The following is a 12790-nucleotide window of genomic DNA, read 5'->3' on the forward strand; positions in this document are numbered from 1 at the left end:
AAGAGGTAAGAACATGGCTGAACTGACGCCCATGATGCAGCAGTATTTTGAGATCAAAAACAAAAATAAAGATTACATTCTGTTTTACCGTCTGGGCGATTTTTACGAAATGTTCTTTGACGATGCCAAGCTGGTCTCCCGCGAGCTGGAGCTGACGCTGACCGGCCGCGACTGCGGTCAGGGAGAACGTGCACCGATGTGCGGCGTACCGTATCACAGTGCGGAAGGCTATATTGCCAAGCTGGTGCAGAAGGGTTACAAAATTGCAATCTGTGAGCAGATGGAGGACCCGAAAAAGGCAAAAGGTCTGGTCAAGCGCGAGATCATCCGACGCGTGACACCGGGTACGGTCGTGGAAGCCTCCATGCTGGATGAAAATCGGAACAACTTTCTCGGCTGCGTATACGCAGCCGGTGGTTCTGTCGGCGTATGCTTTGCTGATATTACGACAGGTTCGGTGTACGCGACCGGATCGGATAACTGGAATGACATAACCAGTGAGTTCGGACGTTTTGTGCCGCGTGAGGTGCTGGTCGGTGGCGGAGCCATTTCGGCAGACAGCCTTCAGTCCTTTCTGAAGGAACGTCTGGAGGCGCTTATCGAGCCGATGCCGGAGGAGTGCTTTGAGGCACAGCGCAGTGCGGAACGCATTCAGGAGCACTTCAAGGTGCAGGACTTTGACGCTATCGGTCTGACCGACCTGCCGTGCACTGTGCGGTGCCTCGGCGGTCTGTTGGATTACCTTGAACAGACGCAGAAGGCCAGCCTTTCCAGTCTGAATCAGCTGCAGGTGTACCATCAGGGTCAGTACATGGAGCTTGACCTGATCGCACGCCGCAATCTCGAGCTATGCGAGACCATGCGGACCAAGGAAAAGAAGGGCACGCTGCTGTGGGTGCTTGACCACACGCGCACGGCAATGGGCTCGCGCCTGATTCGTCAGTGGATTGAAAAACCGCTGTATAATCCGCTGCATATTGCACGCCGTCAGCAGGCGGTAGGTGCATTGTGTGACGATGTAATTGCCCGCACGGCGTTGACGGACGCACTCAAGCGGGTGTTTGATATGGAGCGCCTGATCGGGCGTGTAGCCTACGGCACTGCAAACTGCCGTGATCTGCGTGCGCTGTCGGCGGCAATTTCTTGTCTGCCGGAGATCAAAACGCAGGCTGCTCTGTTCGGCCAGGCTATGCTGCGCGAGCTGACCGGCAAGATTGATCTGCTCGAAGACATCCGCGCGCTGGTCGAGCAGGCCATTGTAGACGAGCCGCCGATTCTTCTTCGGGAAGGCGGCATGATCCGCAAAGGCTTCAACGAGGAGATTGACCGTCTGCGCGACCTTGCGTCCGGCGGCAAGGGCAAAATTGCCGAAATCGAGCAGGCGGAACGCGAGCGTACCGGCATCAGCAAGCTGAAAATCGGCTACAACCGTGTGTTCGGCTATTATATTGAGGTCAGCCGCTCCAATGCGGAGGCGGTTCCAGAGAACTATATTCGTAAGCAGACGCTTGCGAACAGCGAGCGCTATATCACCGAGGAGCTGAAACAGCTCGAGAGCACCGTGCTCGGTGCGCAGGAACGCCTGACCGCTCTCGAGTACGAGGTATTCGTTTCTGTACGCGACCAGATTGCCGCTGAGGTCCACCGTGTGCAGAAAACCGCGCAGGCTATCGCAGCGCTTGACGTTCTGTGTGCTCTGGCCGATGTGGCTTGTGATAACAACTATGTTTGTCCGGTGGTTGATTTTTCCGACCGCATTGACATCAAGGACGGTCGTCACCCGGTTGTTGAGAAAATGCTGTCCGACAGTCTGTTCATCCCGAACGACACCTTGCTCGACAGCAAGGAAAACCGCGTCGCTATCATCACCGGCCCGAATATGGCAGGCAAATCCACCTATATGCGGCAGGTGGCACTGATTACCATCATGGCGCAGATTGGTTCGTATGTACCGGCCTCGTCTGCGCATATCGGCGTGGCAGACCGCGTGTTTACCCGTGTCGGCGCGTCGGATGATCTGGCGAGCGGTCAATCCACCTTCATGGTGGAGATGAGCGAGGTCGCGGATATTCTGCGGCACGCTACCAAGTCCAGTCTGATCATTCTGGATGAGATTGGACGTGGCACCTCTACCTATGACGGCATGAGCATTGCTCGCGCAGTTGTAGAGTATGTAGCGGACAAAAAGCGCATTGGCGCACGCGCGCTGTTTGCAACGCATTATCACGAGCTGACTGTGCTTGAAGATCTGGTTAAGGGCGTCAAGAATTACAATATCGCGGTCAAAAAGCGCGGTGATGACATTACGTTCCTGCGCAAAATCGTGCGCGGCGGCGCGGATGACAGCTATGGCATTGAGGTTGCAAAGCTGGCCGGTGTGCCGAATCCGGTCATCAAGCGAGCAAAGGCCGTGCTAGCTGATCTGGAATCCACCATGCCGAAAATCGAGCTGCACGCCGTAGCCGAGGAACCGGAAGACGTTCCGCAGATTACGATAGATTCGCTCTCCGGCGATGCAGTTGCAGAGCGGCTGCGTGCACTGCAGGTGGACACCATGACGCCGATCGAGGCGCTCAACGCACTGTATGAGCTGAAAAAGCTGGTTTAATCATTTATCAGGGCAGGAAAGACCAACCATGATTTGTTCCGGAAAGGAAAACAAAGAAAAATGGCAGTGATTCATGAATTATCTCCGCACCTTGCGGATCTGATCGCGGCAGGAGAGGTTGTTGAACGGCCGTCCTCTGTGGCGAAGGAGCTGGTCGAGAATGCGATTGACGCAGGTTCTACCCGCATTACGGTGGAGATCGAAAACGGCGGCATTACCTATCTGCGTATTGCGGATAACGGCTGCGGCATGTCGGCAGAGGATGCACCGGTGGCCTTCCGCCGCCACGCGACCAGCAAGCTGCGTACCGAGGAAGATTTGAATGCTATCGGCACATTGGGCTTCCGCGGTGAAGCACTGGCTGCGATTTCGTCGGTTACGCGCATTGATCTGTTCACGCGTCAGGCGGGTTCGATTGCGGGTCTGCACCTGCATCTGGAAGCCGGTGAGATTCAGACACAGGAGGAAGCCGGCTGTCCGGAAGGCACAACAATCGTTGTGCGCGACCTGTTCTTCAACACACCGGCTCGCATGAAGTTTCTCAAAAAGGACTTCACCGAGGCGGGTTACATTCTCGGCGTAGTACAGCATGCGGCGCTCTCCCATCCGGAGATTGCGTTCACGCTCATTCGCGACGGCAAGCAGGTATTCTCGTCGGACGGCAAGGGCAAGCTGATTGCGCCGGTATTCGGCGTATTTGGCAAGGAAATGACTGCCAATATGATTGAAGTGCCGATGACCGAGCGCAACGGTATGACCGTGCACGGCTACATTGTCAAGCCGCACGCCGGACGTGCCAACCGTTCCATGCAGCACTTTTTCGTCAATGGCCGCTATGTCAAGAGCCGTCTTATGCAGGCTGCAATGGAAGAGGCCTATCGCAATGCAATCATCACCGGCAAATATCCGTCTGGTGCGCTTTTCCTGGATTTGCCGCTGTCGGCGGTCGACGTCAACGTGCATCCTGCAAAAACCGAGGTCAAATTTTCGCAGGAAAAGCCGATTTTCGAAGTAGTGTATATTGCCTGCAAGAATGCGCTTGCCGCAAACGACAATATGCCGCATCTGGAGCACAAGGAGAAGGAAGCGCCAGCCAAGCCGCGTGAAGATAATCTGACGCACGAGCAGCAGCGGTTTGCGATTCCAAAGCCGATAGACCCTAAGCCGTTTGTCACGCCGAGTGTCAAGCCAACACCGATTGCACCGGTAAAGAACGACGAGGAAGCACCGGATTTAGAGGATTTCCTCGTGTCCATCCCGCCAAAGGCAGAGCGTCCGCGCAGTGCATCGAGTTATCTGTCCGCGCCGCGCATACTGCAGGAGGAACCGCAGGAACCTGTTTGTACGCGAATGGCACAGCCGGTCGAGCCGGTCACAGAACCGACACCTGCCGTGCATACGCCGGCACCGGAGCCGGAAGATGAACCGATGGTTGTTGTGCCGTCTGTCAGCGCACCGGAGGTCAGGGGTAAGCCGCAGATCCTGCAGCCGCTGGATACCGGTGTGCGTGTGATCGGCGAATGCTTTCAGACGTACATCATTGCTGAGGACAAGGACGGCTTGATTCTCGTCGACAAGCATGCCGCGCATGAACGTATTCTGTTCAACAAACTGCGTGCGGAGACCGATATGCCGCAGCAGCAGCTTCTCACGCCTGTAATTGTAGAGCTGACCGGCGAGGAAGCCGCCGCTGTGCAGTCGCAGATCGAGGACATCCGTCAGGCAGGCTTTGCCATCGACAGCTTTGGCGAGAACAGCTTTGCCGTACGCAGCGTGCCCGCTTATCTGGATAGCGGCGATGTGCAGAGCGTCATCAGTGAATTGGCCGAAAAGGCGATGAACAGCCGTACCACCGTGCCGGATCGTCTGGACGATTTAATTCATACGGTAGCATGCAAGGCGGCTATCAAGGCAGGCAAACCGACCACGATGACCGAGCTGCAGGACCTGTGCGAGCGAGTGCTGAGTGATGACAACGTGCGTTCCTGCCCGCATGGCAGACCGACGACCGTTCGTCTGACCAAATATGAGCTTGACAAGATGTTCAAGCGTGTAAATCAATAAAAAGCGAGGAAACAGCATGGAAAACCGTTTGATCTGTATCTGCGGACCGACTGCCAGCGGCAAAACCGCCTTATCGGTCGCGCTGGCGCAACAACTGCATACTGAGATCATTTCTGCGGATTCCATGCAGCTTTACCGTGAGATGGATATCGGCACCGCCAAGCCTGATATGAAGGAACGGCAGGGCGTACCGCACCATCTGTTCGATGTGTGCGAGCCCGGCGAAGCGTTCTCGGTGGCACGGTATGTCGAACTGGCAGACGCTGCTGCGCAGAATATTCTGTCGCGCGGCATGATGCCGATCGTTGTCGGCGGTACAGGATTGTACATGGACGCGCTCATCGAGTGCAGCGTATTCTCCGACGATGAGACCGACCTGACCGTGCGTGAGAAATATCAACAGATGGCGGCTGAGCAGGGCAATCAGGCGGTACATGACTGTCTGGCTAAGGTGGATCCGACCGGAGCGGAACGTCTGCACCCGAACAATCTCAAGCGCGTCATTCGTGCTCTTGAGGTGTATGAGCAGACCGGTATGACGATCGACGAATTTAATCGCAGGAACAAGCGCCCGGAGCCAAAGTATGATGCGCTCAAGATCGGTGTTTGCCCATCTGACCGTGAAATTCTGTATGACCGCATCAACCGCAGAGTGGATCTTATGATGGAAAACGGTCTGCTGGAGGAGACGAAACGGCTGGTGGAGCGCGGTCTGCTGACCGGCACTGCCGCGCAGGCCATCGGCTACAAAGAGCTGCTCGGCTATCTGAGCGGCGAGCAAACATTGGAAGAATGTACCGAATTGCTCAAGCGACGCAGCAGAAATTATGCAAAACGTCAGCTTACCTGGCTGAAAAGGGATGACAGCATCCACTGGATATATTATAATAGTGGAGAAGAACTTCCTTTCGTCTTACAGGAAACGACAAAATATCTTCAAAACCACGGTGTACAATGATACCATAAATTGTAATTTCAACTGGAGGAATCATTGTGCGAAACGAAATCAACTTACAGGACAGAATGCTCAGTGCACTGCGTCAGCAGGCGCAGAACATCACCGTATTTTTAACGAACGGCTTTCAGATGCGTGGTATCGTCCGCGGATTCGACAGCTTCGTTGTGATTTTGGAGAGCGACGGAAAACAGCAAATGATCTATAAGCACGCAATCTCTACTCTGATCCCGCAGCATAGAGTCGATCTCCATGCACCGAGAGGGGAGCGTGCGGAACAGTGAACATATACGAGGTCTTTACATGGGACAACAGACAAAAAGCACAAAATCCAAGCCGCGAAAACGGCGGAATGACGGCGGAAACCGCGTTGTATTTATCATTGCGGCGGTGCTGATGGTGATTTATCTGGGCGGCCGTCTTTCTAACGCTTTTTCGGCTGCACCGGAGACCACACCGGCTCTGCATGTCACAGTTAATGACAGCTTTGCGAGCGATGGCTGGTTCTTCCGCGATGAAGAACCGATCGACAATGCCACGGGAAGCTCGGTCAAGCACATCGTGTACAGCGGTGAACGCGTACAGCAGGACGCACCGCTGGCGATCATCTATTCCGATCAGGAATCTATGGACCTGAGCCGACAGCTCGATCCGCTGGAGGAACGTATTTCTCTTCTGGATACGGCGCTGCAGTCCGCATCGGACAGCTCAAACATCGCAAAGCTGGATCAGGTCATCACGCTGACGATCGAGCAGCTGGCCGAGCAGGTGAAGGAAGGCAGCGGTTCTTCGGTCGCATCCGCCGCAAGTTCGCTGCGCACGCTGTCGCTGCGCCGTGAGGCAGGCAATGTGGATACCAACGAGGTATCTGCCGAACGTGACGCTTTGGTTTCTGAGCAGTCCTCGCTTGAGCATCAGCTTACCGGCCGGACCACGGAACTTACAGCATCTTCGTCCGGATATTTCTCCGAGGTAGTGGATGGATACGAGAGTATTCTCACACCATCCTCACTGGATGAGATGACCGTGGAGCAGTTTGACAAGACCGTTGCGCAGCAGCCGTCTGCTGAGAACAGCAATTCGCTCGGCAAGATCGTCAAGGGATTCAACTGGTATCTGGCAGCTAAGATTCCGGCCGAGCAGGCCGAGCGTCTGCAGGTCGGTCAGGAGCTGACAGTAAACTTTACGCAGGCTTCGATGGAATCCAAAGTAACCGTGCATTCCATCAATCATCAAGGTGGCAGTGATACGGCTCTGCTGGTGATGGAAGGCACAGAATTCAGCAGTGAAATGGTTTCCATGCGCGAACAGCCGATCGAAATTATCATTGCGACCTACACCGGACTCAAGGTGCCGAAGAGTGCCGTCCGCGTGCAGGAACAAACAGACAGCGACGGAAAGACCACGCAAATCCCCGGCGTGTTCATCCTGAGCGGCTCGATACAGAAATTCAAAATGATTAACGAGCTGTTTGAGGCGGACGATTATTATGTCGTCAAACAGAGTGCGACCGACTCCGATATGCTGGTCGAGCGAGACCAGGTTATCGTTCAAGGTAAAAATCTGCAAAACAATATGGTGGTGAAAACATGACGGAGCAAGAAAAGAAAGAACTGCAGGAACGCGTAAAATCTGTGATCGAGCGCGTCAACAATGCCGTCGTGCAGGCAGGGCGCGATCCCAGTGAAATTACGCTGGTGGCTGCAACCAAAATGAATGACGCCGAGCGCGTGCAGGCAGCCATCGAAGCAGGCATCCGCGTGTGCGGTGAAAACCGTGTGCAGGAGCTGCAGGAAAAGTATGAACAGGACGCCTACGATGGCGCAGACCTTCAGTTTATCGGCACGCTGCAGACCAACAAGGTCAAGTACCTGATCGGCAAGGTTTCGCTGATTCAGTCAGTCGGCTCGGTTCATCTCGGCGAGGCTATCGCCAAGGAAGCCGAGAAGCGCGGTGTTTGTCAGGATATTCTTCTGGAGGTAAATATCGGCAGAGAAGCCGCAAAAAGCGGTCTTCCGCCCGAAGAACTGCACGATGCGATCGTGAAATTGAGCGCAAAAAAGTCACTTCATATCCGCGGATTGATGGCAATTCCTCCCGTTGCAGATGAAAAAACAAAAAATTCAAACTACTTTACCGAAATGCGTCAAGTATTTATTGACATTTTGACGAAAAAATACGATAATGTAGATATGGATTATTTGTCTATGGGAATGACGAATGATTTTGAAACGGCGATTGCGTGCGGAGCGAACATGGTTCGCGTGGGCACGGCGATCTTTGGCAAACGGCCGTATCAGATCGTTTCGCCTTAAAACATAAGGAGGAACTTGGCATGGGTTCAATCAAAGGCTTTATTGATTGGGTAAAGGGCAGCGAGTTGGAGGACGACTACGAAGACGAGATGCCCCGTCAGAGAAACGAAGAACCTGCGATGGATAGCGAGCCATCATCTTACAATAGAAGATCCTATGACCGTTCGTACGACAGTGATGCACAGGACGCGCCTCAGGTGCGCCGTCACGATCGCAGCGATAAGGTTGTAAACATCAATACTACTACACAGCTGGCTGTGGTTCTGGTCAAGCCGGATCGTTTTGAGGCGGCTGCAGAGATTGCAGATCATCTCAAGGACAAGCGCACGGTTGTCCTCAATCTGGAGCAGACCAACAAGGATATTGCCCGTCGCCTGGTGGACTTCCTCAGCGGTGTTGCATATGCAAACGAAGGCAAGATCAAGAAGGTTGCAAACAGCACCTATATTATCACACCCTACAATGTTGATATTATGGGCGATCTGATCGACGAACTGGAAAACAGCGGTATGTATTTCTAAGCGCAGATCGTGAGTACTATCGTGAACAGCTTGGTAATATATTTCGTAGGCAGCTTATTGCGCATTCTGCAGTTTATGTTTTTTGCACGGGCAATCATGAGTTGGTTCGTACAGGGCAGCGACTCGAAAATCTACGAGTTTCTGTGCCTTGTTACCGAGCCGCTCATTCAACCTTTTCGCAGTCTGCTGAGCCGCGTGAGTGCACTGCGGAATTGTCCGTTTGATTTTGCGTTTATGCTGGCATTTTTTGTTCTGATTGTTTTAGAACAAATGGTATATATGCTTTAAGCCTGCCGGACAAACGGCGCTGATTTGGTCGGGCGCAGCCCGACCATTTTTCCGTGTCAGTACGGCAAATGATATAAAGACGGAGGAAAAACATATGACGGTGCAGGAAATACAAGAAATCGGCTTTGAAAAAGCAGTTTTCGGCGGATATGACATGAAGTCTGTCGATACTTTTCTCGAGCGTGTTGCAGAGGAATTTGCAGCGATGCAGAAGGAAAACGCTGCTATGAAGGCAAAAATGAAGGTGCTGGTCGATAAAATTGAAGAATACCGCGGTGTTGAAGAAGGAATGCACCGTACCCTACTGACCGCTCAGTCGATTGCACAGGAGACAATCGACAAGGCAAAGAAGGAAGCAGAGGAGATCATTGCTTCTGCGAAGGATGAAACCGCAAACAAGGTGAAAGACACCCAGGCGGAAATCAACACCGAGGAACAGAAACTGGAGACTGCCCGCAAGAACACTGCTGAGTTCATCGCTCATGTAGCAAAGCTGTATCAGTCGCAGGCAAGAGCACTGGCAGAGTTGGCGAAGGGCGAAAACCTCGCTCCGGTACAGCAGACTGAAGATGCAAAGAACACAAATGCGACTGGGAAGGGCGATGCACCAGTGGAAGATGCAACGCGTAAATTCGACTTCGGCGAACTGCAGTTCGGCACTGAATACGACCCGAAGGACGTTAAGTAAATAAGCGAAAGGACTGAATACTGCACAATGCAGCAGGATTACAACAACACGATCAATTTGCCCAAAACCGAATTCCCGATGCGTGCCGGTCTGCCGAAGCGCGAGCCGGGTTTTCTGGAAAACTGGGAGAAGAACGACCTCTACCATGAACTGATGAAGAAGAACGAGGGCAAACCGCTTTTCGTTCTGCACGACGGCCCTCCGTATGCAAACGGCAATCTGCATATGGGTCATGCACTGAATAAGATCCTCAAGGATTTTATTCTGCGTTCGCGCAATATGATGGGTTATCAGGCTCCGTACATTCCGGGCTGGGATACCCATGGTCTTCCGATTGAGCGTCAGGCAATCAAGGCTTACGGCATGGATCGCAGCAAGGTTTCCACTGCGGAGTTCCGCTCCAAGTGTGAAGAGTTTGCACACGATCATGTCAATACCCAGCGTACCCAGTTTAAGCGTCTGGGTGTTATCGGCGACTGGGATCGTCCGTACCTGACCCTGACCCACGATTATGAGGCTGCTCAGATTGAGATTTTCGGCGAGATGGCTAAGAAGGGTTACATCTACAAGGGTCAGAAGCCGGTTTACTGGTGCCCGCACGACGAGACCGCACTGGCTGAGGCAGAGATTGAGTACAAGGATGTTCCGTGTAAGTCTATCTTTGTAAAATTCGCTGTAACCGATGACAAGGGTGTTATCACCAAACTGCTTGGTACCAAAGAGAACGTATATTTCGTAATTTGGACCACCACTACCTGGACCATTCCGGGCAACCTTGCAATTTCTCTGAACCCAAACTTCGAGTATGATTTCGTTAAGGTCCCGAATGGCGAGGTTTATGTTCTGGCTAAGGAACTGGTTGCTTCTGTTATGAAGACTGCCGGTATTGACAGCTGGGAAGTTCTCGCAACCGTTCTTGGCTCTGATCTGGAGCTGATCAAGACCAAGCACCCGCTGTTCGACCGTGATTCTCTGGTTATCACCGGTGACCATGTAACGCTCGATGCCGGTACCGGCTGTGTTCATACCGCTCCGGGCTTCGGTGCTGATGACTTTATCGTTTGCCAGAGGTACAACATCCCGATCATCGTTCCGGTTGACGGCAAGGGACGCCATACCGCTGAATCCGGCAAGTACGAGGGTATGTTCGTGGATGATTCCAACGAGGTTATCCTCAAGGATCTGGATGACTGCGGCGCACTTCTCGCAACCGAGGACATCGTGCACAGCTATCCGCATTGCTGGCGCTGCAAAAATCCGATCATCTTCCGCACTACTGAGCAGTGGTTCTGCTCTGTTGATGCGCTCAAGGATGACGCAGTCAAGGCTTGTGAGGACATCAAGTGGATTCCCGGCTGGGGTCAGGAGCGCATGACCTCCATGATCCGTGAGCGTTCTGACTGGTGTATTTCCCGTCAGCGTGTCTGGGGTGTTCCGATTCCGATCTTCACCTGCAAGAAGTGCGGCAAGCCGCTGGTAAATGAGCAGACGATTAAGACCGTTGCTGATCTGTTCCGTGAAAAGGGCTCCAACGCATGGTTCGACATGGCGGCTGCTGAGATTCTGCCGGCAGGCACCAAGTGTGAGTGCGGCTGCAGCGAATTTGACAAGGAAACCGACACCATGGACGTATGGTTCGATTCCGGTTCCTCCTGGCGTGCTGTTATCGAGAACCGCGAAGGCCAGAAGACCCCGGTTGACGTATATCTGGAAGGCAACGACCAGTATCGCGGCTGGTTCCAGTCCTCGATGCTGACCTCTATCGCTACACAGGGCAAGGCTCCGTACAAGACGGTTATCACCCACGGTATGATTGTTGATGAGGAGCGCCAGAAGATGTCCAAGTCTCTGGGCAATGGTATTGCTCCGGAGGATATCCTCAAGCAGTATGGCGCAGACGTAATGCGTCTGTGGGTTGCTTCTTCTGACTACCGTCAGGATATGCGTATTTCCAAGGACATGCTCAAGCATCTGTCGCAGAACTACCTCAAGATCCGTAACACGGCTCGCTACATTCTGGGCAATCTGTTTGACTTTGATCCTAAGACTAACGCTGTTGCATACGCAGATATGCCGGAGCTGGATAAGTGGGCGCTGATGAAGCTGAACGACCTTGCTGCAAAGGTTCGTGAGGGATATGATAGCTACGAATTCCACACCGTATTCCATGCAATTCATAATTTCTGTGTTGTTGATATGTCCAACTTCTACCTCGATGTGATCAAGGATCGTCTGTACTGCGATGAGACCGATGGTCTGAGCCGCCGCTCTGCACAGACTACGATCTATCGTATTCTGAGTGCGCTGGTTCGCATGCTGTCTCCGATTCTGTGCTTTACCGCAGACGAAATCTGGCAGGCTATGCCGCACGCTGCTGAGGATGATGCTCGCAACGTAGCATATAACGAGATGCCGCAGGCTGAGGAGGCTTTGTCCTTCAGTGATGAGGATCGTGCTAAGTGGGACAAGCTGACCGCATTCCGCGATGACGTAAACAAGGCGCTCGAGGGTGCGCGTACCGCTAAGACCATCGGCAAGCCGCTGGAAGCATGCGTTACTGTTTACGCTGACGCTGAGCAGGCTGCATTCCTGAACGGCTGTGGTCAGGATCTGGCTGATCTGTGCATCGTTTCCGAACTTGATGTCATTGCCGGTGACGGCGAGGGCGCTGCAAGTGAGAATCTGCCGGGTCTGAAGATTGCTGTTGCCCGCGCAGCAGGTGAGAAGTGCCTGCGCTGCTGGAAGCAGGCTAAGACCGTTGGTTCTGATGCAAAGCATCCGGGGCTGTGTGCTCGCTGTGCCAAGGTTGTAGGCTAAAAGAAGAATCCAAGGGGGAGCAGAGCAATTCTGTTCCTCCTTTTTGTTTTGGAGGTAGAAGATGCCGATTTATATTTGTGCAATCTTGCTGATGATCGCGGCAGATCAGGCAGTGAAATACTGGGCGTTTACATCCCTGCAGGCACAGCAGACCATTCCGTTGATCAATGGTGTGTTTCACTTGACCTATATTGAGAACCGCGGTGCAGCATTCAGCCTGTTCGCGCAGTTTGATTCACGCTGGATTTTTGTTATATTGGCCATTGTGATTACAGTTGCCATTTTCACAGCGATTTACAGGAATATGCTGCAGACTCAGCTTGGCTGCTGGTCGCTGATTCTGGTAGCGGCAGGCGCACTCGGCAACGCCATTGATCGTGTAGCACGCGGTTTTGTTGTCGATATGTTTGACTTCCGTCTGATTCATTTTCCGGTATTTAATGTGGCAGATATCTTCATTTGTGTAGGTGGCGTACTGTTTGTGCTATATTTTATGCTTCAGCACAAGGAGACAAGCGAAGCGGAGAAGTAACC

11 protein-coding genes are annotated in these 12790 nt (G+C 53.1%); all 11 read left to right on the plus strand.

The window, feature by feature from the left end; all coding sequences use genetic code 11:
• Positions 1-13: 13 nt before the first annotated feature.
• The 11 genes from mutS to lspA all read left to right on the plus strand — a co-directional run bounded on the left by mutS (position 14) and on the right by lspA (position 12788).
• A complete protein-coding gene (gene mutS / locus ACWVX6_RS01190) occupies positions 14-2608 on the plus strand; it encodes a DNA mismatch repair protein MutS (protein ID WP_118761224.1) in 2595 nt (864 codons plus the stop codon).
• Between the two features lie 60 nt (positions 2609-2668).
• Positions 2669-4672 carry a DNA mismatch repair endonuclease MutL gene (gene mutL / locus ACWVX6_RS01195; protein ID WP_455152113.1) on the plus strand — a complete coding sequence of 668 codons (2004 nt, stop codon included), beginning with the start codon at positions 2669-2671 and terminating at the stop codon, positions 4670-4672.
• A 16-nt stretch (positions 4673-4688) separates the two neighbouring features.
• Positions 4689-5630: a tRNA (adenosine(37)-N6)-dimethylallyltransferase MiaA gene (gene miaA / locus ACWVX6_RS01200; protein WP_455152114.1), complete on the plus strand. Its 942-nt coding sequence runs from the start codon at positions 4689-4691 to the stop codon at positions 5628-5630.
• A 32-nt stretch (positions 5631-5662) separates the two neighbouring features.
• Positions 5663-5911 (plus strand): RNA chaperone Hfq, encoded by a 249-nt coding sequence (gene hfq / locus ACWVX6_RS01205; RefSeq protein ID WP_199667438.1) that lies wholly within the window; start codon positions 5663-5665, stop codon positions 5909-5911.
• A 19-nt stretch (positions 5912-5930) separates the two neighbouring features.
• Positions 5931-7220 carry an HlyD family efflux transporter periplasmic adaptor subunit gene (locus tag ACWVX6_RS01210; protein WP_455152115.1) on the plus strand — a complete coding sequence of 430 codons (1290 nt, stop codon included), beginning with the start codon at positions 5931-5933 and terminating at the stop codon, positions 7218-7220.
• Positions 7217-7942, plus strand: a complete 726-nt coding sequence (locus ACWVX6_RS01215; protein ID WP_455152116.1) for a YggS family pyridoxal phosphate-dependent enzyme — start codon at positions 7217-7219, stop codon at positions 7940-7942. The genes ACWVX6_RS01210 and ACWVX6_RS01215 overlap by 4 nt, the downstream gene beginning before the upstream one ends.
• A 20-nt stretch (positions 7943-7962) precedes the next feature.
• Positions 7963-8463 (plus strand): cell division protein SepF, encoded by a 501-nt coding sequence (locus ACWVX6_RS01220; RefSeq protein WP_243022707.1) that lies wholly within the window; start codon positions 7963-7965, stop codon positions 8461-8463.
• Between the two features lie 21 nt (positions 8464-8484).
• Positions 8485-8751, plus strand: a complete 267-nt coding sequence (locus ACWVX6_RS01225) for a YggT family protein (RefSeq protein WP_147356920.1) — start codon at positions 8485-8487, stop codon at positions 8749-8751.
• A gap of 94 nt (positions 8752-8845) precedes the next feature.
• Positions 8846-9439, plus strand: a complete 594-nt coding sequence (locus tag ACWVX6_RS01230) for a DivIVA domain-containing protein (RefSeq protein ID WP_117488033.1) — start codon at positions 8846-8848, stop codon at positions 9437-9439.
• 27 nt (positions 9440-9466) lie between these two features.
• The gene (ileS, locus tag ACWVX6_RS01235) at positions 9467-12256 is read left to right on the plus strand and encodes an isoleucine--tRNA ligase (protein WP_455152117.1); all 2790 of its coding nucleotides are present in this window, start codon (positions 9467-9469) and stop codon (positions 12254-12256) included.
• Positions 12257-12317: 61 nt separating this feature from the next.
• Positions 12318-12788 (plus strand): signal peptidase II, encoded by a 471-nt coding sequence (lspA, locus tag ACWVX6_RS01240; protein WP_455152118.1) that lies wholly within the window; start codon positions 12318-12320, stop codon positions 12786-12788.
• Positions 12789-12790: the final 2 nt, after the last annotated feature.

Source organism: Butyricicoccus sp. (assembly GCF_977037065.1).

Bases quoted from the DNA above. Each gene is read 5' to 3' on its own strand.
- ACWVX6_RS01210 (WP_455152115.1), top strand. From the start codon at position 5,931: ATGGGACAACAGACAAAAAGCACAAAATCCAAGCCGCGAAAACGGCGG.
- ACWVX6_RS01230 (WP_117488033.1), top strand. From the start codon at position 8,846: ATGACGGTGCAGGAAATACAAGAAATCGGCTTTGAAAAAGCAGTTTTC.
- ACWVX6_RS01220 (WP_243022707.1), top strand. From the start codon at position 7,963: ATGGGTTCAATCAAAGGCTTTATTGATTGGGTAAAGGGCAGCGAGTTG.
- mutS (WP_118761224.1), top strand. From the start codon at position 14: ATGGCTGAACTGACGCCCATGATGCAGCAGTATTTTGAGATCAAAAAC.
- lspA (WP_455152118.1), top strand. From the start codon at position 12,318: ATGCCGATTTATATTTGTGCAATCTTGCTGATGATCGCGGCAGATCAG.
- ACWVX6_RS01215 (WP_455152116.1), top strand. From the start codon at position 7,217: ATGACGGAGCAAGAAAAGAAAGAACTGCAGGAACGCGTAAAATCTGTG.
- miaA (WP_455152114.1), top strand. From the start codon at position 4,689: ATGGAAAACCGTTTGATCTGTATCTGCGGACCGACTGCCAGCGGCAAA.
- ileS (WP_455152117.1), top strand. From the start codon at position 9,467: ATGCAGCAGGATTACAACAACACGATCAATTTGCCCAAAACCGAATTC.
- mutL (WP_455152113.1), top strand. From the start codon at position 2,669: ATGGCAGTGATTCATGAATTATCTCCGCACCTTGCGGATCTGATCGCG.